24 protein-coding genes are annotated in these 23632 nt (G+C 69.5%); 7 read left to right on the forward strand and 17 right to left on the reverse strand.

Going from position 1 to position 23632, the window contains the following annotated elements; translation table 11 throughout:
* Nucleotides 1-87: 87 nt before the first annotated feature.
* The 3 genes from BLV94_RS18480 to BLV94_RS18490 all read right to left on the reverse strand — a co-directional run bounded on the left by BLV94_RS18480 (nucleotide 88) and on the right by BLV94_RS18490 (nucleotide 3192).
* Complete coding sequence (locus BLV94_RS18480) at nucleotides 88-762, reverse strand: response regulator (protein WP_072946925.1); 675 nt, start codon at nucleotides 760-762, stop codon at nucleotides 88-90.
* 17 nt (nucleotides 763-779) lie between these two features.
* Complete coding sequence (locus BLV94_RS18485; protein ID WP_072946851.1) at nucleotides 780-1943, reverse strand: sensor histidine kinase; 1164 nt, start codon at nucleotides 1941-1943, stop codon at nucleotides 780-782.
* Between the two features lie 106 nt (nucleotides 1944-2049).
* A complete protein-coding gene (locus BLV94_RS18490) occupies nucleotides 2050-3192 on the reverse strand; it encodes an RNA-guided endonuclease InsQ/TnpB family protein (protein ID WP_174705546.1) in 1143 nt (380 codons plus the stop codon).
* A gap of 104 nt (nucleotides 3193-3296) precedes the next feature.
* Between BLV94_RS18490 and BLV94_RS18495 the strand changes: the two genes are divergently transcribed.
* On the forward strand, nucleotides 3297-3719 hold the full coding sequence (locus BLV94_RS18495) for a hypothetical protein (protein ID WP_072946853.1): 423 nt from the start codon (nucleotides 3297-3299) through the stop codon (nucleotides 3717-3719).
* On the opposite strand, the gene BLV94_RS18500 is transcribed toward BLV94_RS18495, so the two are convergent.
* Genes BLV94_RS18500 through BLV94_RS18510 form a run of 3 tightly spaced genes read right to left on the reverse strand, consistent with a single transcriptional unit; the run spans nucleotide 3711 to nucleotide 7277 of the window.
* Complete coding sequence (locus BLV94_RS18500; protein ID WP_143051406.1) at nucleotides 3711-5216, reverse strand: Hsp70 family protein; 1506 nt, start codon at nucleotides 5214-5216, stop codon at nucleotides 3711-3713. The two genes, BLV94_RS18495 and BLV94_RS18500, sit on opposite strands and share 9 nt — an antisense overlap.
* Before the next feature lies 1 nt (nucleotide 5217).
* Complete coding sequence (locus BLV94_RS18505; protein ID WP_072946854.1) at nucleotides 5218-6543, reverse strand: TIGR03118 family protein; 1326 nt, start codon at nucleotides 6541-6543, stop codon at nucleotides 5218-5220.
* 32 nt (nucleotides 6544-6575) lie between these two features.
* Nucleotides 6576-7277 carry a hypothetical protein gene (locus tag BLV94_RS18510; RefSeq protein WP_072946932.1) on the reverse strand — a complete coding sequence of 234 codons (702 nt, stop codon included), beginning with the start codon at nucleotides 7275-7277 and terminating at the stop codon, nucleotides 6576-6578.
* Between the two features lie 496 nt (nucleotides 7278-7773).
* On the opposite strand from BLV94_RS18510, the gene BLV94_RS49600 reads away from it, so the two are divergent.
* Nucleotides 7774-8091, forward strand: a complete 318-nt coding sequence (locus BLV94_RS49600; RefSeq protein ID WP_167372171.1) for a hypothetical protein — start codon at nucleotides 7774-7776, stop codon at nucleotides 8089-8091.
* Here BLV94_RS49600 and BLV94_RS18520 read toward each other — a convergent pair.
* Together BLV94_RS18520 and BLV94_RS18525 are read right to left on the reverse strand one after the other, a co-directional pair.
* Nucleotides 8088-8867 (reverse strand): TIM barrel protein, encoded by a 780-nt coding sequence (locus BLV94_RS18520; protein ID WP_072946934.1) that lies wholly within the window; start codon nucleotides 8865-8867, stop codon nucleotides 8088-8090. The two genes, BLV94_RS49600 and BLV94_RS18520, sit on opposite strands and share 4 nt — an antisense overlap.
* A gap of 5 nt (nucleotides 8868-8872) precedes the next feature.
* Nucleotides 8873-9928, reverse strand: a complete 1056-nt coding sequence (locus BLV94_RS18525; protein WP_072946857.1) for a Gfo/Idh/MocA family oxidoreductase — start codon at nucleotides 9926-9928, stop codon at nucleotides 8873-8875.
* A 132-nt stretch (nucleotides 9929-10060) separates the two neighbouring features.
* Here BLV94_RS18525 and BLV94_RS18530 point away from each other — a divergent pair, with 132 nt between their 5' ends.
* Nucleotides 10061-11086, forward strand: coding sequence for a LacI family DNA-binding transcriptional regulator (locus BLV94_RS18530; protein ID WP_072946937.1), 1026 nt, complete (start codon nucleotides 10061-10063; stop codon nucleotides 11084-11086).
* On the opposite strand, the gene BLV94_RS18535 is transcribed toward BLV94_RS18530, so the two are convergent.
* Nucleotides 11083-11979 carry a LysR family transcriptional regulator gene (locus BLV94_RS18535; RefSeq protein WP_072946858.1) on the reverse strand — a complete coding sequence of 299 codons (897 nt, stop codon included), beginning with the start codon at nucleotides 11977-11979 and terminating at the stop codon, nucleotides 11083-11085. The genes BLV94_RS18530 and BLV94_RS18535 overlap by 4 nt on opposite strands.
* A 154-nt stretch (nucleotides 11980-12133) precedes the next feature.
* On the opposite strand from BLV94_RS18535, the gene BLV94_RS18540 reads away from it, so the two are divergent.
* From BLV94_RS18540 to BLV94_RS18550, 3 genes are read left to right on the forward strand one after another with little or no spacing between them, the layout of a single operon-like run.
* Nucleotides 12134-13444, forward strand: coding sequence for a CitMHS family transporter (locus BLV94_RS18540; RefSeq protein ID WP_072946859.1), 1311 nt, complete (start codon nucleotides 12134-12136; stop codon nucleotides 13442-13444).
* Nucleotides 13445-13494: 50 nt separating this feature from the next.
* The gene (locus BLV94_RS18545; RefSeq protein WP_072946860.1) at nucleotides 13495-14868 is read left to right on the forward strand and encodes an acyclic terpene utilization AtuA family protein; all 1374 of its coding nucleotides are present in this window, start codon (nucleotides 13495-13497) and stop codon (nucleotides 14866-14868) included.
* The gene (locus BLV94_RS18550) at nucleotides 14865-15194 is read left to right on the forward strand and encodes an AtuA-related protein (RefSeq protein WP_072946862.1); all 330 of its coding nucleotides are present in this window, start codon (nucleotides 14865-14867) and stop codon (nucleotides 15192-15194) included. The genes BLV94_RS18545 and BLV94_RS18550 overlap by 4 nt, the downstream gene beginning before the upstream one ends.
* Here BLV94_RS18550 and BLV94_RS18555 read toward each other — a convergent pair.
* The 7 genes from BLV94_RS18555 to BLV94_RS18585 are packed head-to-tail and all read right to left on the reverse strand — an operon-like array spanning nucleotide 15191 to nucleotide 21615.
* Nucleotides 15191-16588, reverse strand: a complete 1398-nt coding sequence (locus BLV94_RS18555) for an AMP-binding protein (protein WP_072946864.1) — start codon at nucleotides 16586-16588, stop codon at nucleotides 15191-15193. The two genes, BLV94_RS18550 and BLV94_RS18555, sit on opposite strands and share 4 nt — an antisense overlap.
* Nucleotides 16581-17183 carry an energy-coupling factor transporter transmembrane component T family protein gene (locus tag BLV94_RS18560; protein ID WP_072946866.1) on the reverse strand — a complete coding sequence of 201 codons (603 nt, stop codon included), beginning with the start codon at nucleotides 17181-17183 and terminating at the stop codon, nucleotides 16581-16583. The genes BLV94_RS18555 and BLV94_RS18560 overlap by 8 nt, the downstream gene beginning before the upstream one ends.
* Nucleotides 17180-17860 carry an energy-coupling factor ABC transporter ATP-binding protein gene (locus BLV94_RS18565; RefSeq protein ID WP_072946867.1) on the reverse strand — a complete coding sequence of 227 codons (681 nt, stop codon included), beginning with the start codon at nucleotides 17858-17860 and terminating at the stop codon, nucleotides 17180-17182. Before BLV94_RS18565 ends, BLV94_RS18560 begins: the two co-directional genes overlap by 4 nt.
* Nucleotides 17857-18984 carry a thiolase family protein gene (locus tag BLV94_RS18570; RefSeq protein ID WP_072946868.1) on the reverse strand — a complete coding sequence of 376 codons (1128 nt, stop codon included), beginning with the start codon at nucleotides 18982-18984 and terminating at the stop codon, nucleotides 17857-17859. Before BLV94_RS18570 ends, BLV94_RS18565 begins: the two co-directional genes overlap by 4 nt.
* Nucleotides 18981-20102 carry a class I adenylate-forming enzyme family protein gene (locus tag BLV94_RS18575; protein ID WP_072946869.1) on the reverse strand — a complete coding sequence of 374 codons (1122 nt, stop codon included), beginning with the start codon at nucleotides 20100-20102 and terminating at the stop codon, nucleotides 18981-18983. Before BLV94_RS18575 ends, BLV94_RS18570 begins: the two co-directional genes overlap by 4 nt.
* Entirely contained in the window at nucleotides 20099-20683 is a 585-nt protein-coding gene (locus tag BLV94_RS18580; RefSeq protein ID WP_083395608.1) for a biotin transporter BioY, read from the reverse strand. The genes BLV94_RS18575 and BLV94_RS18580 overlap by 4 nt, the downstream gene beginning before the upstream one ends.
* Nucleotides 20680-21615: an EamA family transporter gene (locus BLV94_RS18585; RefSeq protein ID WP_072946871.1), complete on the reverse strand. Its 936-nt coding sequence runs from the start codon at nucleotides 21613-21615 to the stop codon at nucleotides 20680-20682. Before BLV94_RS18585 ends, BLV94_RS18580 begins: the two co-directional genes overlap by 4 nt.
* Nucleotides 21616-21698: 83 nt before the next feature.
* Between BLV94_RS18585 and BLV94_RS18590 the strand changes: the two genes are divergently transcribed.
* Complete coding sequence (locus BLV94_RS18590; protein ID WP_072946939.1) at nucleotides 21699-22622, forward strand: LysR family transcriptional regulator; 924 nt, start codon at nucleotides 21699-21701, stop codon at nucleotides 22620-22622.
* Here the strand turns inward: BLV94_RS18590 and BLV94_RS18595 are convergent.
* Nucleotides 22614-23615: a sugar phosphate isomerase/epimerase family protein gene (locus BLV94_RS18595; RefSeq protein ID WP_072946873.1), complete on the reverse strand. Its 1002-nt coding sequence runs from the start codon at nucleotides 23613-23615 to the stop codon at nucleotides 22614-22616. The two genes, BLV94_RS18590 and BLV94_RS18595, sit on opposite strands and share 9 nt — an antisense overlap.
* Nucleotides 23616-23632: the final 17 nt, after the last annotated feature.

Consider the following 23632-nt stretch of genomic DNA (forward strand, 5'->3'; position numbering starts at 1 on the left):
GGCCAATTCCTCTGTGAGAGTGGCTCGGGCTTTTATGCGAATCCTAGGCGCAGGAAGCCGTCGGCGTCAGGGAACCGCAGCGGCTGATCACCCCGCCGGCCCTCGGTCCGGACCGGTGTCGCCCGGCGAGACGATGCCGTGATCGAACGCGTACACGATGGCGGCCGCGCGATCGCGGAGATCGAGTTTGAGGAAGATGTGCCCGACGTGACTCTTCACGGTCACGCCCGAGATGCCCAGCTCACGACCGATCTCGCCGTTGCTGTGGCCGCGCCCGATCAGCGCGAGCACGTCGAGTTCCCGCGCGGTCAACTCGGTGAGGCGGTTGCCGTCCCCGTCGGACGACGGCGCGACGGTGCGGTACGTGGCGAGAACCCGTCCGGTCACGGCCGGGTCGAGGCAGGCGCCGCCCTCGGCGACGGTGCGCACGGCGCGAATCAGATCCTCCGCCGGCGAATCCTTCAGGATGAACCCCGCCGCACCCGCGCGCAGCGATCCGGACAGCAGATCGTCGTCGTCGAACGTGGTGAGCACCAGCACCGGCGGCGGCTGCGCGGCCGACCGGAGGTCGCGGGTGGCCCGGATGCCGTCGACCTTCTTCATCCGCAGGTCCATGAGCACGACGTCCGGGGTGTGCTCCGCGACCGCGTCCGGCACCTCCGAGCCGTCGGCGCATTCGCCGACGATCACGAAGCCGTCCTTGCGCCGAAGGATCCGGCGCAGCCCCGACCGCACCAGTTCCTGGTCGTCGACCAGCAGCACCCTGATCTCCGGGCCCGTCACGACAGTCCCGGAATGTGACGGAGGATCGCCGGCCGGCACGAGTCGCGGGGCAGCGGGACCGCGGCGCGCACCGACCACCGCCTGCCGTCCGGGCCGGCGCGGAGCGTGCCACCGAGCAACGCGGCGCGCTCGCGCATACCCCGCAGCCCGGAACCGCGCGAGTTGTCCGGTGCCGACACCCGGCCCCGGATCGGGTTGCGAATCTCCAGGGACACACGTTCCGGCTCGATCGTGAGCCGCACGTCGGCGCCGACGCCGGGCGCATGTTTGGCGACGTTCGCCAGCGACTCCTGTGTGATGCGGTACAGGCCGAGACCGACTGTCCCGGTCACCGCGGAGAGGTCTCCGTGCAGGTCGAAGTCCACCGGGAGGCCCGCGCGGCGGAAGTCGTCGATCAGATCGGGAAGATCCGCGACCCCGGGTTCCGGGCGGGTACCTGCCGGGCCCGCGTCGAGCAACCCGACGGTGCGGCGGATGTCGGCCATCGCCTGCCGCCCGAGCCGCTCGGCGTCGGAGAGCGCATCCACGGCGTCGTCGATGTCGCGGTCCTGCTCGAGCGCGCGGCGGGCCGCGGTCAGATGCAGCAGCGTGATGCTCAGCGAGTGGGCGATGACGTCGTGCACCTCGCGGGCGATCCGCTGGCGCTCTCGGGTGGCGGCCTGCTCCGACTGGATCGCCTTCGACGCGCGCTCCTGATGCAGGAGACGCAACTGGGTGAGCATCAGATACCCGAACGCCCACCCCAGCACGACGCCGGCGAGGGCGTAGGGCGCGCCGTCGAGTCGCCCCGCCACGGCGAACACCGACAGGACCGCCATCGAGCTGAACAGGGTGGCGAGACCGACCCCCAGCGACGCCGTTGCCGCGACCTCGCCGGTCAGGATCACCAGGATGAGCGGGGCGAAGTCGAACGCGGTGTCGGGTTGCTGCAGGAGCAACAGAGTGGCCGCCGCGATGACGACGACGGCCAGGTACGGCCGGGGAAGCACCACCCCCGGTCGGATCATGTCTCCCGCAACGGGGGTCACCGCGGCGACCAGGCCGCACAGCAGCACCCACCCCGGCGGCACGAAGCCGTCGCGTTGCGCGACAGCGGCACCGGCGATGGCGACGACGGCGATGTGCGCGAACACCGGCACGGCGAAACCGCCTCCGCGGATCCGTAGCGTTGCGGGCTTGACGTCCTCTCGGCCGTGAACGACCGAGAATCCCCTCCAGACTCGCGCCCCGAGGTTCCTGTTTCACCGACAGTCGCCGCCCCACACGTTATGTGCGGGGCGGTCTCACACCGTCTCCGCAGGCTGCCACCGTCAGTCCGACGGCCAAAATGTTCCTTGCCGCGTTCACATCCCGATCATGGACGACGCCGCACCGGCACGCCCACTCCCGCACGTCCAGCGGCATCGTCGACGCGACCTCCCCGCACACCGAGCAGGTCTTCGACGACGGACAGAACCGATCGACCGCCACCACCCGCCGCCCGTACCAGTCGGCCTTGTACTCGAGCATGGACCGGAACTCGGACCACCCCGCATCCGAGATCGCCCGAGACAACGACCGATTCTTGACCATGTTCCGCACACTCAGATCCTCGACGGCGATCACTTGGTTTTCGCGCACCAGCCGAGTGGAGAGTGTGTGCAGATAATCGCGCCGCCGATCGGCGATCCGACCATGAATCTTCGCGACCTTCAATCGGGCCTTGGCCCGGTTCCGGGATCCCTTCTCCTTCCTGGCGAGTGCTCGTTGCGCCTTCGCCAACCGCGCACGATCCGTGCGCTCGTGGCGCGGGTTGGCGATCTTCTCCCCCGTCGACAGCGTGTAGAGGCTGGTGATCCCGGCATCGAGCCCGACCACCCGATCGATCGGCTCGAGTTCGGTGATCGTGTCCTCGACGAGAATCGAAATGTGGTACTGACCACGAGCATTGCGCGACACCGTCACCTGCGACGGTGTCACCCCCTGCGGTAGCGGCCTCGACCACCGAATATCCAGCGGTTCGGACTGCTTGGCCAACCGGACCTGCCCACTCCGGTAGGTGAAGCAGTTCGAGAAGTAGGTCGCCGAATCCTTCGACTGCCCCTTCTTCTTGAACTTCGGGTAGCCGGCCCGCTTGCGCCAGAACCTCTCGAACGCACCCTGCAACTGCCGCAGCGACTCCTGCAACGGCCCCTTCGACGGCTCCGACAACCACTCCGTCTCGGCATCACGCTTCCACCCGGTGAGCATCTTCGAGGTGTCCGCGTAGGTGACCCGTCGCTGCTCCTGCGACCACGCCCGCGTCCGCTCGGCCAACGCCCGGTTGTAGACATACCGGGTGCACCCGAACGTCCGAGCAAGCTGTTCCGCCTGCACCGCAGTCGGATAGAAACGATACTTGAACGCCCGCTTCACCATCTTCCCCGCCATAACCCAGACACTAGCCACACAGTCCGACACAAACAGATCGGCTCACCCGGACCTGAAGGACCGGGTATGCGCCGAAAGACTCACGGATCAACGGAACCACGGAGGTGGCCGAGATGTCGTGGAACGATTTCCGTGCTCGCCGGGCGGTACTGGAAGAGGTCCTGGCGCGGGCGCACGTCGACCCCGCAGTGGCGCTGCGGTTCGACGAAGTGCCCGGCGCGATCCAGCTTTTCGGTTCTGCGGACAACATCCTGCTCGCCCTGCAGCACCGGTGGAGCAACCATCTCGCCGCCCGCCTCGACCAGGCCGTCGAGGACGGCACACCCGTGAACGCGGCGTGGCGCGAACTGGCCGGCGAGCAGCCGGAGTTGCGCGCGCTGCTCGACGCCGCGTCCGCCTCGTCCGTGCCGCTGCGCGGCTCCCAACGCGACGAGCAACGGATGATCGAGGCCCACACCACGGGACGTGTGTCCGGCCACCGGAGCGACCGGCGGACAACCGTGCTGAGCGGCGGGTCGTCACGGTGACGAGGTGGGCTGCTCCGACTCGGAGGGCGAAGATGAGGGCAACGCGGGGTCGTCGAGGTCCGGAGCCGGTTCGCTCGGCGCGTCCGTGAGGGGCGGCTCGACAGGCGACGTCGTCGGGTCGGGTCCGACGGTGGGCGCCGGCGTGGACTCGGTGGGCGCCGGAGTGGACTCGGTGGGATCCGGCGGAGTCGAGGTCGCAACCGGAGCGCTCGTGGGCGCGAACACCACCGGTGTCACCGCGGAGATTCGTGGCGCAGATGTGGATGCCGTTGGGAGAGGCTCGGCTTCGACGGTGAATTCGACGCTCGGTTCGATCAGCGGAGGATGCGCGTGAATCGATACCAGCCGGGGAACCCACGATCTCGACCCGGCCGGGGTAACTGCCACAGCCGGCGCGGCCTGGGGAACCGCCACCGCGGACACGGCCGGGCTCGAGGCTGTGGTTCTCGCGGCCGGGATTCGCGGCGGCCCTGGTTGTTCGATCAACTCGAACGCGTGTGCGGTGACGGACGAACCCGCCCCCGGCTCCCGTATCGAGGTCATGTCGCGGGCAAGCCACGGGACGGCGATCATCGCAGCGGCGGCGGTCGCGGCTGCAGTAACGCGCAGGGCCCGTCGTCCAACCGACGCCGGATGCGCGGATGCTGTTGCTGCAGTACCGGACCTGGTTGCCGCCGCGAGAACGGCTGCCCCACAGGCCGATGCGTGGCCGGGCGCCGGCTCGCACACCACCGGCGCGCCCAGCGCCCCGGACAGCACTTCCTCGACGACGGGATCGGTCGCCGCGGCACCGGTCACGATGACTACGTCGAGATCGGTGACGTTCACGCGAGCGACACGAAGACAGTCCGCGACGAGTTCGAGACTCCCCGAGACCGTGTCGTCGATCGAGTCCTCCCCCACCCCGGCGAGGTGACGCCCGCGGAACTCCGTCGAACGGAGTGGCCGCCCCACTATCGGATCGGAACCGCTCGCGGCACCGAACGCCACGACAGTGAGGTCGAGATTGTCGGCACCGAACTCGCAGACGAGCGCGAGTCCCTCGCCGAGCGGACCGTGTTCGGACTCGAGCCAGGCGACGGCGGCGACGGGCGAGGCGACCAGACCCACCCTGCCGAGACCCGCACGATCGAGCGCTTCCCGTTGTGCGTTCACGACCCGGGGCAGGTGAACGGCCGGGTGGGCGAGCACGATCGGCGGGTCGTCCGGCTGGTCGGCTTCCACGATCAGGCAGTGCGCGGCGGCGGCGACCAGATCCTGTCCGGAGTAGCGGAGACCGTCGCCCGCGACGACGGCCTCTCCGATCCGATCCGCGAAGCCCGCCACCACACCCGTGTCGCCCGGTTGGTCGCCCAACCGCACGGTCGACGACGGGCCGAACGTCAGCGTGGAACGGCGGGTCAGCACGTCGTCGACGCCGACCGCACCGGCAACCGCTGCGACGGCGCACGCCGTTCCGACGCTCAGCCCGAGTCCGTGGGTATTGGTGTCGTCCATGTCAGTTGGCCGCGCGCAGGCGGCCGAAGACGCCATCCGTCTCGTCCGCGGGACCGGCCGTGAAGTAGAGCGAACTGCTGTCGCCGAGGCTCTCCCCATTGCCGAACAACAGTCCCCACAGGCCCTCCACGGCGAGGACGGCACCGGACTCGTCACGTACGTAGTCGATGAAGGCGCCGGTCTCGTCGTCGAATGCGGCGATCCGGCCCGCACCCCCGAAATTGCCGACGAGGATCGCGCCGGCGAGCGCACCGAAATCGGCGGGTGCGACAGCGATACCCCACGGGGCGTTGAGGCGGCCCTGGTCGTCGAGGACACGGACCAGATTGCCCGCGGCGTCGAACTCGGCGACCTTGCCGCGGTCGGGGCGGTCGCCGCTCGCGGTCTCCTGTTCGGCGTCGAGTGAGTCCTCCTCGCCCGCGTCGAATCCCGTGCCGTTCTCGGCAGCCTTGGTCGTCGCATACGTGACGAAGACCCGGTCACCGGCCGTGACGATGTTGAACGGGGCCGGATCGCCGGGGCGGGTGTGCTTGCCACCGTTCGGGTCGGCGGGGTCGAGCGGGTCTCCGGTCGCGAACGGATTGGCGAAACCGTGAGTGGCGACGGGCTGCCAGGTCTTGTCGAACTGCCGGATCTGCGGCTCCGCACCGAAATCGGCGGCCCACAAAGTGTCGTCTCGGCCGGGTGCGAGTGCCAGCCCGAAGAAGCTCATCCCCGCGGACTCACCGTTGAACATCTCCTTCGCGGGGCCGTCGTTCCGGACGATACGTCCGTCGGCCCCCTGCTCGGTCCAACCGGAGATGCGGCCGGAATCGGTGGCGAAGAGGAATCGGGACGACCCACCGAGCATCTCCTGTCGCCCGTCCACCATCACGGGTTGCCCGGCGACGGCGAAGCTGTCGGAGGTCAGGGGTGCGGGGTTGAACACGACACCGGTGGTCTTTCCGAGGCCGGCCTCGGAGGTGTCCGCATCCGCGCCGGGCACACTGACCTCGTGCAGCGCGTCCTGGTGCAGTGTGCGCAGTGCGGGGTCGGGCGACGCCGTCACGTCGCCGACGAACTCGAAGGAGTTTCCGCCCGCTCCGACCCAGAAGTGGCCGCCTTCGCCCTGCGGGCGGATGGCCACGCCCCATGCGTTCACCATTGCGGGAACGGTGGTCGCGGCGGCGGCGTCGGCACTGCTCGCGACGAGAGCGGTTCGAGCGTAACGGTTGCCGGGAAGATCCTGGAGTGCGTGCGATGACGCGGCCGGTGCACATCCGGTCGCCGACGCCGCCGCCGTGACGAGCAGCGCGGCCCACGACAGCGTCGTGCGGGTGTTCTTCATCGATCTATGCCTCTCTCAGGGGTACGGGAAGATCAGTGCTCGGCGTTCCAGAAGCCGATCCACACGGCACCCCACCAGCACAGCTGGGAGATGAGTGCGGTCGCCGCGCCCCACAGCGTCAGCCGGGTCGGAAGATGCGTCGCATCGCTGTGCGCGATCCGCCTGCCCAGTATCAGCGCCTGTAGTCCGTTGACGGTCAGGAGTAACACGAGGACCAGCTTGGTCCGGGTGAGCGTGGAGGCCAGATTGGGTTCGAGGAGTGCGCCGCTGGCCACGAGGCCGGCGAGGCCGGCCCAGATGGGCAGGTGTAGGCGTTCCGCGCCGCGGATGGCCTCGGCGAGGGTCGACCGGCCGGAGATCCACAGCAGCACCAGGTAGTCCGCGATGAGGACACCCCCGAAGCCGAGCACCAGCGACGCGAGGTGCACGAAGAGGGCCGCGGTGTGCAGCACGGGATCCACCCGGACGTGCACGGAGATCCACAGGACCCCGGCGAGCGCCAGTGCGGCCAGGAGCGCGGCGGCGAGCACGATGAACCAAGAATCATGAAGTGCAAGTGGGCGTTCCGGCTCTCCCGGCGGAACGGGCAGCACACGCTTCCGGCCGTTGCGTGGCGGCCTGCCTGCGTGGACCGGACCCCACGACACGGCGTCGGCACGAACCTGTCGTGGCGCGAGGGGCGTGACGGGGGAGATCAGAGTAGGTGGCCCGACCTCGGGTTCGGGGCGCGTCACGGGACGCTCCGGACGACGACGGGCGCGTGCTCGGGCGTACGGGTACAGCAGGGATGCATGGGCGAACCGGTCCTGAGTGAGAAGTGCGCGAACGGAGTCCACACAAGTCGACGGGTGCGTGTCGGCGCGCGCTGTCCCGGACGCCAGTCTGCGGAGCCTGTCAGCTCCTGAAGCCGGTGCCGTTCGAGAGGAGGCGGCATGCTTGCGTGGTCACGAACGGTCCCCTCTCGAATCTGCTCACAGCTTACTCACAGGATATAGCTAAGCCTGCCCTTTGTTTGCGGGCTGCTCAAGTAAAAATGTTTGGCGCCCCTAAGTCAATCTATGTGTCGGCAATCACACACCGGCGGAATCCTCACAATCGGCGTGATCCGAGTGTGCGCAGGGAGTTGCCGCCGTCGGCTGGGGATCGAGAGCCCGCTCCAGGCCGGCGCAGCCTTCGCCTTCTCCGGAATGGTTGCCCGACTATTTGTTTCACATGCGCATTATCGGCGAGATGACCGGACCCGATCTCGGCGAAGTGGCGGTCCTGTTGGTCGAATGCGGTGAGGGTGCCGGATTCGGCCGCGACATAGAGACGGTGGGCGCCCTGGTCGTAGGCGAGCACGTCGGGGCCAGCGCCGACGGATTCGTTGTGGTCCACACCGCACCGCGTGTCGGGTCGTATGCGATCCCGTCCGGATCGCGACCGGTCGGGCCGCGGGCGAGGTCGGTGCCGGTGTCCGTCGAACCGGGACCCGTTGCCGGGCAGAGCGATTTACCCTACCGGGTGCAGCGGCAACGGCCCGGTGTCAGCGGAGTGTCCAGACGCTAGCCGTGCGCGAAGGCCGCCTCGAACGCGTCGAGCGCGTCGTCCGGATCGTTCTTCGCCCAGCCTTCGAGTCCGACGACGCCGGTATAGCCGATGTCTCGAAGGGCGGCGGCGATCGCCGGGTAGTGGATTTCGCCGGTTCCGGGTTCACAGCGTCCGGGGACGTCGGCGACCTGGATCTCACCGATGTAGGGCAGCGCTTTCCGGACGAGTTCGATGAGGTTTCCCTCGCCGATCTGGGCGTGATACAGATCGAGATTCATCCGCAGATGAGGGCTGTCGACCGCCCGGACGAGAGCGAGGGTGTCGGCTGCGGTCGCGAACGGGGTACCGGGATGGTCGACGGCGAGGTTGAGGTTCTCGAGCGTGAACACCCGGCCCGCCTGTTCACCGAGTTCGGCGACCTTCCGCAGGGTGTCGGCGGCAGTGAGCCACATTGCGGGCGTGACCATTTCGACGGGACGAACGGGCAGACCCCGGTTGTCGAGTCCGGTTCCGTGCAGGTTCAACCTCGGGCAGTCGAGCCGTTTCGCGACGTCGAGGGATTGGCGTGCGGTGGTGAGCAGCGCCTCGATGCTGTCGGGCTCGGTGAGGTTGCCCTCCAGATAGCCCGTCATCGAGGAGAATTCGGCGCCGCTCGCGACGAGCGCGTCGACGTTCTTGGTGGACCAGTCCCAGATCTCCACCTGGAGTCCGCGTTCGGCGATGCGCTGGACACGGTCCGCGAACGGCAGTTCGAGGTAGAGCATTTCGGCGCTGGCCGCGAGCGTGTACGTCATCGGGGTCACCGGTCCAGATCGACGGCGGCGCCGGTCTCGACGCTGCGGATCGCGGCGAGTGCGATCGACAGCGCGGTGCGGGCATCCTCGCCCGTGACCACGGCCGGTGTGTGGGCGCGGATCGCGCCGACGAAGGCGGTCAGTTCGCCCACGTAGGCGGTGTGGAGCAGGTCGGTGTCGCGGCGCGCGGTGTCGGCGTGTTGCCCGTCGGGGCCGTAGTAGGTCATGTCGGTGCTGAGCCCGCTGCCCGCGGTGACCATGCCGCCGGAGCCGAACACCTCGGCGCGCACGTCGTATCCGTACAGCGCGCTGAAACTCGCCTCCGCCGTCGCGATGGCGCCGTTGTCGAATTGCACGGTGACGACCGCGGTGTCGAGGTGGCCCGTGCTCTTGGCGTCCGGTCGCACCAGGGCGTCGGCCATCGCGTGCACCCGCACCGGTCGCGCACCCGGGTTGAGGAAGCACAGGGTGTCGAAGTCGTGAATGAGCGTTTCGAGGAAGATGGTCCATTGCGGGATGCGCGCCGGATCGGCGGTGAACGGGCCGGGGTCGCGGGTCAGCGAACGCAGCAGATGCGGAGTTCCGACCTTCTGCGCGTCGATCGCCGCGCGGGCGGCGGCGAACCCGGGAGCGAACCGGCGATTGAACCCGACCTGCAGGACGATGCCTGCGTCCGTGGCCGCCGCGATGGCGCGGTCGGCGTCCTCGAGGGTGACCGCCATCGGCTTCTCGACGAACACGTGCTTGCCGGCCGCCGCGGCCGCGACCACCAGGTCCGTGTGACTCCGCGCGGGGGCGGTGATCAGCACCGCATCGACCTCGTCGCTGGTAAGGACGTCGTCCACGGACGTGGTGGCGAGCGGTGCGCCCAGCGCCGCGGCGAGACGTTGCGCGGACTCGCCGACCGGGTCGCTGACCGCGACGAGCGAAGCCCCGGGGACCAGGCGGGCCACGATCTCCGCGTGATTCGAGCCGATGCGTCCGGCGCCGATCGTCGCGATGCGGACCGGATGGGAAGCGGCCGTCGCCGAGCGGACGGGTGCGGCTTCGGTGAGTGACATGAATGCGCTCCAGTGCGGTGAAGGGTGGAGGTAGAGGCGAACTAGTACGTTCTAGTTCTAGACCGTAGAACTCGTGAGATCATTGGTCAAGAGCGGCCCCGATCGCGGGCCCGGGAGACAGGAGTCGTGCACGTGGCCGAACCGGTGGCGGGACCGACCGGTGGCGCCCGTCCGACGATGGGCGACGTCGCGCGAGCGGCAGGAGTCTCCACAGCGCTCGTCTCGATCGTGATGCGCGGGGTCCCCGGCGCCAGCGAGGCGACCCGTCAGCGGGTGCTCGAGATCGCCGACGGGATGGGCTACGTGCCGGACCGTCGCGCACAGAAACTGCGCCAGGCCAGTTCCCGGCTCCTCGGCGTCGTGTTCGAACTGCAGCAACCGTTCCACGGCGACCTCGTCGAACAGATCTACGCGGCGGCCACCCGCCGGGGTTACGACGTGATGCTCAGCGCGGTCGCCCCGAGTCGCGCCGAGCAGGTCGCGGTCCAGGCGCTGATGCGGGAACGCTGCGAGGCCGCGATCCTCCTCGGCTCCCGGTTCGACACCGACGAACTCGGCGCGCTGGCCGACCGCCTGCCCGCCCTCGTCGTGGCGCGCGCCAGCGGACTGCCCGGCGTCGGCGCCGTGCGGGGCGACGACATCGCAGGCATCACCCTGGCCGTCGACCACCTCACCGAACTCGGGCACCGGAACATCGCCCACATCGACGGCGCCGACGCCCCCGGCGGCGCCGACCGGCGGGCCGGCTTCCTGGCCGCGATGGACCGGCACGGACTGTCGGATTCGGCCACGGTCGTGGCCGGTGGTCCGACGGAAACCGAAGGCGCACAGGGCATGCACGAGCTTCTCGCGTTGCCCACTCCCCCGACCGCGGTCGTCGCGTTCAACGACCGGTGCGCCACCGGCGTACTCGACCTACTGGTCCGCCGCGGCCGGGACGTGCCCGCGGACATCTCCGTCGTCGGCTACGACGACTCCCGGCTGGCGAGGATTCCGCACGTGCAGATGACGACGATCTCGCAGGACGCCACACACATGGCCGACGCCGCCGTCGACGCGGCGCTGGCTCAGATCGCCGGGGGCGAGGCCGTCGACCTCGTGCTCGCCCCGCACCTGGTCCGGCGCGCGACCACCGGCCCTGTCGCACAACACGACTAGCTCCGGCCGGCGAGGAGGGCGTTCACGAAACCGCGGGTGCTCGCTGTCTGGGGACGGCCGGCGACCTGGACGAGCGAGATGGTGCGTTCGACTCTCGGCCGCAGGGGTATGTGGACGAGACCGGCGAACGAGATCATGGGAAGCACGAGTGCGGGAACCGCGGTGACACCGAGCCCGGCGGCCGCCAAACCCGCTACCGCGCCGATGTTCTGCGCTTGCATGACGGGTCCGAGTTCGATGCGAGCATCCTCGACGGCCCGGCGCACGGGCGCCGCGATACTGCTCTCGGGGCCGAACGCGATGAACGGCTGCCCGGCGAGATCCGACCACTGCAGCACCGGCCGTTCGGCGAACGGGTGCGTCGGCGGGACCGCACAATAGAAGGAGTCGCTCGTCAGGACGTCCTGTTGCAGGCCGGGCAGAATCCCCGAGGTGGTGACCAGGGCGAGGTCGACCGTCCCCGAGTACACGGCGTCGAGGACCTCCTGACGCAGCCCGTCGCGGATCTGGAGCCGCACGTGAGGGTGCCGCTCGCGGAAGTCCACCACGTACGGGGGAAGGAACGTGGCCGCGAGCGAGGGCAAACACGCCACCGTCACGATTCCGCGGTCACCGGTGACGAATCGTTCGATCTGCGTGAGCCCGTCGTCGAAGTCGTGGAGCATCCGCCGGGCGTGCTCGATGATCTCGTGCCCGTGCGTGGTCAGTTCGACGCGGCGGGTGGTGCGCTCGAACAGCGTGACGTCGAGTCTGCGCTCGGCCTCGGCGACCGAGCGGCTCAGGGAGGACTGGGACACGCCGAGGGCGTGAGCAGCCGAGGTGAAGCTCTCGTAGTCGGCGATCGCGACGATGCTCCTCAGGTGCGAGATCCCCAGATTGATGCTCATGTGCATCAGTATGGCCGCTATTCATGCGCCGAGGCGCTACGTTGCCCGTCCCATCTGCGCGACTCATTCATGAGCAAAAATCATGAATCAATCATGCATTGATATTTGACGCGCAATTGTGAGGCGCGCGACACTGGGGCTCCGATTCGAAGGAGGTCACATGGTTGCCGCACTCGGGTTCGCCACGATCGCGTGTTTCCTGGCGCTGGCGTTCAGCCGCCGGGTCTCGGTGCTCGTCGCGCTGATCCTCGTTCCCATCGCGTTCGCGATCGTGGGAGGGTGGGCACCCGACCTCGGGGAGATGGTGGGCGACGGCCTCCTGAAGGTCGCGCCCGTCGCCATCATGATCGCCTTCGCGGTGCTGTACTTCAGCCTGATGGTCGACGTGGGACTGTTCGATCCGGCGATCCGCCGGATCGTCCGGTGGGCAGGCGGCAATCCCACCAAGATCGCCGTCGGCACCGCGGTGCTGACCCTGCTCGTCGCGCTCGACGGCGACGGAACCTCCACCTTCCTGATCACCATCTCGGCGCTGCTGCCCATCTACCAGCGGCTAGGGATGCGCCCGGTCGTCCTGACCGGCATCGTCTGCCTGGCCGCCGGTCTGATGAACATGATTCCGTGGGGCGGCCCGACCGTCCGCGCCATGGCCGCGCTCGACCTGACCAGCGCCGACATCTTCACGCCGGTCCTCCCCGCGATGGGCGCCGGAGTGCTGTGGGTCCTGTTCGCCGCGTACATGATCGGCCGCACGGAACGGAAACGGCTCGGTGTGACCGAACTCGTGTCTCCCGGCGAGGGCGGTCCCGGCACACCGCACGTCTCCGACCCACCGATGCGTACCCGCCGCCACCGGGCGGTGATGGCATTCAACACGGTGCTCACCCTCGTCCTGATCGTGATCCTGCTGTTCCAACTCGTGCCGCTGGAGGTGGCGTTCGCCATCGCCTTCGCGCTCGCGCTCGCCGTCAATCGCCCGAAGTGGGCCGATCAGCAGGCCCTGTTCGCGAAGCACGGCGGCAACGTCACCATGGTGGTCGTGATGATCCTCGCGGCAGGCGTGCTCACGGGAATCCTCAACGGCACCGGCATGATCACCGCGATGGCGCAGACGTTCGTCTCCTGGATTCCGCAGTCCGCCGGGTCCCTGATCCCCGTCATCACCGCGATCACGTCGATGCCGCTCAGCCTGGTCTTCACCCCGGACGCCTACTACTTCGGCGTCGTACCGGTGCTCGCGGAGACCACCGCGTCGTTCGGCGGCGATCCCGCCGAGATCGGCCGCGCCGCCATCCTCGGTCAGATGACCACCGGGTTCCCGCTCAGCCCGCTGACCGCGGCGACGTTCATCCTGATCGGACTGAGCAAGGTGGACCTCGGCAGGCATCAGCGGTTCATCTTCGGCTGGGCCTTCGGGACCACGATCGTGATGACCGTCGTGGCGCTGCTCACCGGTGCCCTCTCGCTGTAATCGTCCCCGACACCGCCGCATCCGTCGAACCAGCAAAGGACTTCGAAACCGTGACACCATCGAGCATCCGTGGCAGCACCGCGCGGAGCGTGCGACTCGGCGCAGGATCCGGGTTCTCCGGGGATCGCATCGACCCCGCCGAGAAACTCGCCCGGCACGCCGACCTCGACTACCTGATCTTCGAATGCCTCGGCGAACGCACCGTCGCCGCCGGAAACGCTCGCCGGCTGGAGAACCCGGACGAAGGCTACGATCCACTGCTCGCCGCACGCATGCGCGCGGTGCTTCCGCACACCCTCGCGTCCGGGACCACGGTGATCACGAACGCCGGCGCCGCAAACCCACTCGCCGCCGCGGAACTGGTCTCCGGCATCGCGTCCCGGTCCGCCGACCGTCCGGTGCGCATCGCCGCGGTCACGGGCGACGCGGTGCTCGAGCAGGTGCTGCGCCACGACCCCGTCGTGTGGGAGACCGGGAAACGCCTGTCGGAGCACGAAGACGTGCTCGTTAGTGCGAACGCGTACATCGGTGCGGAGGCCGTGCTCCCCGCGCTCGAACTGGACGCCGACGTCGTCGTCACCGGCCGCCTGGCCGACCCGTCGCTCTACGTCGCCCCGCTCGCCCACCACTTCGGCTGGGACCTCGCCGATCACGAAACCATCGGCGCCGCAACCGCGATCGGGCATCTGCTCGAGTGCGCCGGGCAACTCACGGGTGGGTACTACGCCGATCCGGTCACCAAACCGGTGAAGGGCATGGCCGATCTCGGCTTCCCGTTCGCCGACGTCCTCGCCGACGGATCGGCGACGTTCGGCAAGCTCGACGGATCGGGCGGCATCCTCACCGAACGAACCTGCGCCGAGCAACTCCTGTACGAGGTGGGTGATCCCACTTCGTACCTGACCCCCGATGTCACCGCGGACTTCGGCAACGTGTCGTTCGGCAGCGTCGGGCCCGACCGCGTCGCCATCACCGGTGCAACCGGACGTCCCCGCCCGCGGGAACTGAAGGTGACCCTCGGCTTCCGCGGCGGCTGGCTCGGCGAGGGGCAGATCAGCTACGCGGGGCCGCGCGCCTACCCCCGCGCCCGACTTGCCGCCGACATCGTCACCGAACGACTCGTCGATGTGCACGGTGTCAGCGAGGACGCCGTCTCCGTCGAATACATCGGCGCCGGTGCGGCTTTCCGCGGGCTCGACACGGACGAGGATGCCCGCGAGGTTCGCGTGCGAGTGACGGCCCGGGCACGGACCCGCGAGGAAGCCGACCTCGTCGGCTGGGAGGTGGAAAGCCTGTACACCAACGGACCGGCAGGCGGCGGCGGTGCCCGGCGCTCCGCGACGGAGGTGCTCGCGATCCGCTCGTGCACCCTCCCCCGCGAACTCGTGCCCACCCGCGTCCATCTCACGGAGGTGTCGAAATGACCACGCCCGCCACCGTTCAGCGCATCGACGCACTCGCGGACGTCCGCGCCGGCGACAAGGGCGACACGCTCATCGTCGCCGTGCTGGCCCGGGACCGCGCCGCCTACGGCCTGCTCGAGCGGAGACTGACCGACGACGTCGTCGCCGCCCGCTACGGTGAACTGATCACCGGACCGGCCCGGCGCACCTGCCAGCCCAACCTGCTGGCGATGGTGTTCGAACTGCCCGGTGTCCTCGGTGGCGGCGTCACGGGTTCACCCGCACTCGACGGGCACGGCAAGACGCTGGGCTACCACCTGCTGAGCCTCGAAATCCGAGACGTCTAACCGGGATTCGGGTTCCGCGAGTCGGCCAGGGTGGCGGCGAGTGCGGGACGATCGAGCTTGCCGCGCGGCGTGCGCGGCAGGCTGTCCACCACGAGGACCTGAACCGGCATGCTGGGGCTGGGAAGGGTCGCGCGCAGATGCCGCCAGATCTCGGCGGTGCTCGGGGCGTCGCCGTGCACGACGATCGCGGCGGCGGGCGCCTCCCCCATCCGCGCGTCGGGAACCCCGATGCACGCGGCCTCCGAGACCCCGGGCAGCGCGGTCAGCGCCGCTTCGACGGCCGCGGGTTCGACATTGAGTCCCGCCCGGATCACCGTGTCGCTGTCGCGGCCGAACAACTGCAGGCTGCTGCCCACCACCCGGCCGCGGTCGCCCACCGTCATCCACCCGTCGTCGGGGCCGTTCACCACACCGTCCTCGGTGAGGTACCCGTCGAACAGCATGTCGCTGCGCACGTGCACCAGGCCCTCGCGGATCTCGGCGTCGACGCCGTCGAACAGTTCGCCCGCCGAATGCTCGTCGGCGGCACCGAGACCCCGGTCGTAGGACACGAAACTCAGTTCGGAGGCTCCGTAGAAATGCACGAGCGACGCATTCGGCAGGACGCCCTGCAACGCCTCACGCCCCGTGCGCGGCCACCGGGCCGCCGAGGACAGCACCTCCCGGACGCTGTCGACGGTGCCGATCCCCGACCGCACGACGTCCCAGGCGATGGTCGGTACCGAGTACAGGTGGGTGGCCGCGTCGCCCAGCGACTGCGTGACCGGCCGCAGGTCCACGGTCGCGCCGCGGCTGAGTCCGTGGATCGCGCCGTACAGGAAATGCGTGTGGTCGAGGACCCCGGGCACCGACACGCGGTCGCCGCCGCCGATGTCGAACGTCGTGTCGGAGCGGTCGAGAGTCGTGGCCCACGATCGCTGGTTGCGCACGAACAACTTCGGTTCACCGGTGGTGCCGGAGGTGATGCCGACCAGCAGTTCGGCGCCGGGGTGTGCCCGGCCCGCGGTGCCGTCGGATTGCAGGGTGTCGGCCGTCTCGACGGTTCCGTCGAATCCCAGCCTCCGCAGCCGGCGGTGCTGGTGCGGCGCCGCGACGACGGCACCGGGTTTCGCGAGTTCGAGCACCCGCGTCAGCTGCGCGGGCAGCAGGTGCCGGTGCAGCAGGACGACGCTGACGCCCGCGTGCATCGCGGCCGTCACGACGACCAGCGACCCGACGTCCGAGGTCGGCAGCACGGCGACCCGGTCCATGCCGTCGAGCCCGGCCGCGGTCCGAGCGACGCGCGACCAGAACCGGCCGTAGTCGACGGTCTCGCGGGCGGAGACGATCGCTACCGCCCCCGGGTTCTCGGCGGCGCGTCGGGCGATGCGTTCAGCGGGCAGCAGCTCAGTCATCGTCCACTCCCCGTGCGACGAGGGCGTCGCCCATCGCATCCGCGGTCCGGAGGGCACGCACCAGAACCGGTGTGGCCAGCGCTGTCATCGACCATTGCAATCCTCGTGCCTTCCGCGCCTGCGCCACCTCCTGCACGATCCCGGTGAGCAGCGGGATACACCGGATCGCCAGCGCGAGGAGGAGCCCGATCCGGTCCGGATCGACCCCGACTCTCCGCAGCGGCCCGAGCGCGCGCGACACGGTGTCGAGCATGTCGGTGACCCGGGTAGTGAGCGTGACCAACGCGGCGAGCGCCACCGAGATCACCAGCACCCCGCACACGACGACCGCCCGCGACGGCGACGTGATCAGCACCTGGAACACCGCGATGATCAACAACATCCACACCACCGGGCGCAGTTGCGCCACGGCCACCCGCCACGGAATGGACGCCACCACGAACAGCAGTCCTACCAGAACGACGACGACGCCGACCTCGAGTGGGGTGCGCACGAACACGGTGGCCGCGACGATCGACAGAATCAACAGCAGCAGTTTCAGCCCGGCGGGCATCCGGTGCAGCAGCGAGTCGCCGGGGCGGTACAGCCCGATCATTCGACCAGCTGCCGGTACGCGGGGACGGCGTCGTCCGGGGTGCCGTCGAACGCGACGAGCCCGTCGTCGATGACGATGACCCGTTCGAAACTCTCCAGCAACGCCAGTTGGTGGGTCACGACGATCACCTGCTGGTCCATCGAATCGAGGGCCTCGGAGACGACGCGCGCGTTCCGCAGATCCAGCAGCGTGGTCGGCTCGTCGGCGATGACCACCTCGGGCCTGCGGATGAGGACGGCGCCGATGGCGAGCAACTGCTTCTGGCCCCCGGACAGCAGGTGCGCGGGATGCTCGGCGTGCTTGTCGAGCCGGAACCGCACCAGGATCTCCTCGACGCGGGTCGCGATCTCCTCTTTGCTCAGACCGGACCGGCGCAGCGAGAACGCCAGATCCTCGGACACGGTGGGCATGACGATCTGGGTGTCGGGGTCGGTGAACACGAATCCGACCTTCCGCCGCACCTGCGCGCCCTTCCGGGCGGCGTCGACGCCGTCGACCGTGACGGTGCCGGAGGTGGGTTTCAGCAACCCGTTGATCATCCGCGCCAGCGTCGACTTGCCGGAACCGTTGGATCCGATGATGCCGACGCGACGCTCCGCGAAACGCAGGTCGACGCCGCGCAGTACCTTGCGGTCGCCGAAGGCGTGACTCACCGAGTCGAAGACGATCTCACTCACGACACACGCTCCACGAGCACGGCGATGCCCTGTCCGCCGCCGATGGCGCAGGCGGCGAGTCCGAGCGCGGGCCCGTCCTCGCGCAGCATCTGACTTGCCAAGCGCACCAGCAGGATCGCGCCCGACGCCCCCCATGGGTGTCCCATGGCGATGGCGCCGCCCTGCGGGCAGATCACGGATTCGTCCAGTCCGAGTTCGTCCGACACCGCCAGCACCACCGACGCGAACGCCTCGGTGATCTCGACGACGCCCAGATCCGCCACGTCGTGCCCGGTTCGCTTCAGGAGTTTGCGGATCGCCGGAACCGGACCGAGCCCGGGCAACGCGGGGTCCGATCCCGCGACCGCGGAGCCGAGCACCCGCAGCGCAGGCAGTCCGGCGGCCAGCGTCTCGGTGGTCACGGCCAGCACCGCGGCGCCGTCGGAGATGCCGCACGAATTCCCGGCGGTGGCCGTTCCGTCGGCACCGAAACTCGGGCGCAGTCGCGCGAGCCTTGCCTCCGTCAGGCCTGCGCGAATGCGCTGGTCCTTCGCGATGTCGCCGACCGGCACGATCTCCGACGAGAAGTCGGCGGCCGCCGCCAGGGTGTGCGACCGCGCCGCGTACGCGTCCTGCCGCTCACGGCTGATGCCGCGCACCCGGGCGAGATCGTCGGCGGCCACACCCATGTCGGGGTCGGGAAAGCCGTGCGGCGCAAAGGGAGCACGGGTGTAGCGCACCGGGTCGGCGCCGGGCACCGGCGGCCAGAACCGCCACGGCGCGGTGCTCGCCGATTCGACGCCGCCCGCCAGGATCAACTCGTCGGCGCCGCTGCGCACGCGCAGCGCGGCCTGCATCACCGCATCGAGACCGGAACCGCACTGCCGGTCGACGGTGACCCCGGGAACCTCCGCACCCAGCCCCGCCCGCAGGGCAGCGACCCGCGCCGGGTCGCCGCCCGGCCCGAGGCAGTTGCCGAGCACGACGTCGTCGACCTCGGCGACGAGGCCCGACCCGCGCAGCGAGTCCAGGACCTCGCGCAGCACCGGGGCGGCCAGATCGGTGGTGGTCAGATCGGCGAACCCGTGCCCGGCATTGCCGATCGGCGTCCGGCGCGGCGCCACCAGTACAGGGACAGAGCTCATGCCAGCCAGTCTCTCACTCGGCCTCGGGCGACCTTGCCACTGGCAGTCCGCGGCAGCGACTCGATCGGCACCCAGCGGCGGGGCATGGCTTCCTTCGTCAGCGCCCGGCGCGCGTGCGCACGGATGTCCGCGATCTCCGCGGTGCCGTCGAGCTCCACCACCGCGGTGACGGTCTCGCCGAGCACAGAGTGCGGCGATCCGACGACGGCGACCGCGTCGATGCCGTCGAGCGTCTCGAGGATGCGCTCGACGTCCTCGGCGACCACCGTGGTGCCGCCGACGTTGATCGCGGAGTCACCCCTGCCGCGGACGGTCAGCTCCCCGTTGTCGCCGAGTTCCGCCAGGTCACCGACGCCGAACCAGTCCGGGGCCCCGATCACGCTGTACGGCGACCGGACGTACAGCAGTCCGTCGCGGATGTCGGCGTCGACACCGTCCAGCAGCCGCAGCGGTTCGGGGACCTTCCGCGCCGCGACGAGGGACAGTTCCGCGGCGCCGTAGTACTCGACGATCTCGATCCCGTCCGCCACCGCGCGGGCGCCGTCGTCGAGGGCGGTGCCTGCGACGATCGCGGTGCGCAGCTTCGGGGCCTTCCCCACCACGTCACGGAGAACGGCGGGGACGGCGTGCACCACCGTCGCCCGCGACGGATCGTCGGTGACGCACGCGCCGCGCCACAGCGCGTGCACCGCACCGAACAGGTGCATCGTGGCGTGCAGCGGCCCGGTGATCAGCACGTGGTCCGTGGCGTCGATTCCGGTGATCGCGGTGAAGGCGGGAAAGCTGTCGAACCAGGATGCCGCGGTGCGGGCGAGCGGTCGGGGCCTGCCGGTGGAACCGGACGTGGCCACCAGCAGGAACGCCGACGGCGGAATCGCGGGCCGGTCGGGACGGGCGTCGGGGTTCTCGACGATCACCGCGGTCCCCCGCCGCGCGCCGGCGCAGACGCAGATCAACGCGTCTGCAACCGACAACTCCGACGCGTCGTGGACGGACGCGTCGGAGCCGTGCTCGTCGATCCACCGGTCGATCGCCCGGTCGAGTTGGGCGTAGGTGTACGTGCGGCCGTCGACGTCGAGAGCAGGCTGATCGCCGGCGCCGCCGAGTACGGCAATCACGTACGGATGAGGCCGGGGTACGCGCGGTGCACACTCTTGGCGACGACGGTGGCGACGACGACCTTCAGCGCGTCGCCGGGGATGAACGCGAAGTTGGTGGTGATGGCGGCCCCGACCCCGAGGTCGGTGCGCAGCAGCAGCCCGATGGTGCCGAACAGGTAGATGATCACGATCCCGCCGAGGGCGTTGATCAGCAGACCGAGAGCGATCGGGTACTTCGGCAGGATCCGCGCGGTGAGGAGGCCGATGACCAGCGTCGCGGGAAGCCACCCGATGAGGTATCCGGCGCTGGGACCGGCGAGCGCCGTCAGTCCGGTGCGGCCACCGGACAGCAGTGGAAGTCCGATCAGGGTCAGTGCGAGGAAGACCGCGACGGCGGCGGTGCCCTTGCGTGCCCCGAGCACGGCGCCCGCGAGGATGACCCCGAGGGTCTGCAGCGTGATCGGCACGCCGCTGAAGCCGACCGTGATGGCGCCGGGCAGACCCAGCGCGGCGATCAGTGCGGCGAACACCGCGATCTGCGCCATGTCCCGCGCTGAAATACCGAGCCTCGACACCCGAGCACTCCCGACTTCTGTCATGACGACTCCTCTTGCTTCAAACTTGAACGACGTTCAAGGTAGCAGGTCGGCGCCGCCAACGGTGCGGCAGACTCCGGCACCTCGTCCTCGTCGGGCGACGTGCGCGCCCCGGCCCGCGCTGCGCCGATCCCCGCCGCGACGACGAAACAGATCCCGGCCACCGCCGCGTGGTCCGGTACCTGGTGCAACACGACGAGCCCGATGATCAACGCGAACGCCGGTTCCAGACTCATCAGCGTCCCGAACGCCGCCGTGTTCAGCCGGCGCAAGGCGAGCATCTCCAGCGTGAACGGCACTACCGGCAGCAGTATCGCCAATCCCAGCCCGATGATCAACAGGTCCGGCGTCATCTTCGCGAGCATCGACGGCCCGCCCACGACGGTCGCGACCAATCCGGCGACCGGCATGGACACCGCGAGACCGTTGATTCCCGCCACCTCGTCCCCCACACGCTGAGTGAGCACGATGTAGAGCGCCCAGCACGCGGCCGCGCCCAGGGCGAACAGGATTCCCACCGGGTCGACGCCGCCGACCCAGGGTTGCGTCAGCAGCAGCACTCCCACGGCCGCCAGCGCCGGCCACCGGAGGCGGCCCCGCCCGTGCACGACCGCGACGCCGAGGGGTCCCAGAAACTCCAGCGCACTCGCGGTTCCCAGCGGGATCCGGTCGACCGCGGCCATGAACAGTAGGGTGACCGCGGCCGTGACCACTCCGAGCAGGATGCACGCGACGAGGGAGGAACGCGTGAACGCCTTCGGACGGGGCCGCACGATCACGGCCAGCAGCACCCCGGCCCAGGCCAGGCGCAACCAGGCGGCACCCTCGGCGCCGACGCGTTCGGAGACGCCGACGGAGATCGCGAGTCCGGTCTGTACGCACAGCATCGAGGTCAGCGCCATCGTCGCGCCGACGTGGGTCGGGTTCCTGGTCATGCCTGTATTCAAGGACACCACAACCGTTCACGTCCACGTGTCTTTCATGGACAAATCGTTCGGATATCGCGAACAATATGTGGGTGGATACCCGACGCCTGCATCTCCTGCTCGAGCTCTCCCGCCTGGGCTCGATGCGTGAGGTCGCCGAGACACACCGGCTGACCACCTCGACCGTCTCCCAGCAGATCGCCGCGCTGGCGAAGGAGACGGGTGCGCAGCTCGTCGAACCGATCGGCCGCCGGGTGCGGCTCACCCCGGCCGGTCGCCGGCTCGCCGATCACGCCGTCACCATCCTGGCGGCCGTCGACGCCGCCCGGCTCGACCTCGACCCCCACGCCGAACCGGTCGGCACCCTGCGCGTCGGGGGTTTCGCGACGGGCATCCGGGTGTCGCTGCTCCCCGTCGTCGCCGAACTGGCGCACACCCACGCGCAGGTAGACGTGGTGATCAGCGAATACGAGCCGGTCGAGGCGTTCGCACTGCTCGCCGACGACGAACTCGATCTCGCCCTGACCTACGACTACAACCTGGCGCCGGCGTCACCCGGCGCGGCGCTCGAGGCCGTCCCGCTGTGGTCGACGGCCTGGGGACTCGGCGTCCCCGCACCCGCCGCGGTCGAACCCGCCGACGTCGCGGCATACGCCGATTCGCCGTGGATCGTGAACTCCCGCAACACCGCCGACGAGGACGCCGTCCGCACGCTGGCCTCGCTCGCGGGTTTCACACCGCGGATCGCCCACCAGATCGACAGCCTCGACCTCGTCGAGGACCTCATCACCGCCGGCTACGGCGTGGGCCTGCTGCCCGCCGACCGTCCCACCCGCGAAGAGGTCACCGTCCTGCCGCTCGGCAACCCGAAGGTGGTGCTGACGGCGTACGCCGTGACCCGCCGCGGCAGGTCCACCTGGCCGCCGCTGCGACTGGTCCTCGACCGTCTGGCGGCGCAGCGCACAAAACTCCCCACCCGCGCGGACGCGGGTGGGGAGTCGGGCGTCCTAGCCTGATGCAACGGCGGACGCGGCGTCCTTCAACGTGCGGGCAGCCACCTGCAACCCTTCGAGCTGTCCGAGTTCGACATCCTCGTGCTCGATGTTGACGGCCATGTCGGGGTCGACTCGCTGCAGCGCCGCGAGGAACCGCGACCAGAAGTCGACGTCGTGTCCGCGGCCGACGGCGACGAAGTCCCACGCCGAGTCCTCGGGCCACTTGTTGACCACGTGCCTGCCGCCGAGTCCGGTGGGGTTCTGGTCGGCGGGAATCCGGGTGAACCGGTCGTCGAGGACACCGTAGATCTTGCAGTTCTCGTTGATCCGGGTGTCCTTCGCCGCCGCGTGGAAGACGAGGTCACCGAGCCAGTCGACGGCGGCGACCGGGTCGATGCCCTGCCAGAACAGGTGCGACGGGTCCATCTCGGCACCGACGTTCGTCGCACCGGTCTTCTCGACCAGACGCTTCAGCGTCGGCGGGTTGAACACCAGGTTCTGCGGGTGCATCTCGATCGCGACCTTGACCCCGTTCTCGCGCGCGAGCGCGTCGATCTTCTTCCAGAACGGCACCGCGACCTGATCCCACTGGTAGTCGAGGGAATCGAGATAGCCGCTGTCCCAGGTGTTCACGTGCCATGCCGGCCACTGGCCACCCGCGTGCGCGGCGGGCAGCCCCGACATCGTGACCACCCGGTCGACACCGAGCAGGCCGGCGACGCGGATGGCGTTGCGCAGGTCCTCGGCGTCCTCGACGCCGACCTCGGGGTCGGCGTGCAGCGGGTTGCCGTTGCAGTTCAGGCCGGCGATGGCGACGCCGGTCTCGTCGAACACCTTCAGGTACTCCTGCGGCGACACCTCGCCGGAGAGGAGTTCCTTGACGGGCAGGTGCGGGGTGGGCAGGAATCCGCCCGCGTTGATCTCCGCGCCCTCGAGCCCGAGGGACGCGATGGTCTCCAGAGCCTCGCGCAGGCTGCGGTCGTGCAGGATGGCGGTGTAGACACCGAGCTTCATGAGTGGTCCTTGGTGGT

This window comes from Rhodococcus koreensis (assembly GCF_900105905.1).
GTDB lineage: Bacteria > Actinomycetota > Actinomycetes > Mycobacteriales > Mycobacteriaceae > Rhodococcus_F > Rhodococcus_F koreensis.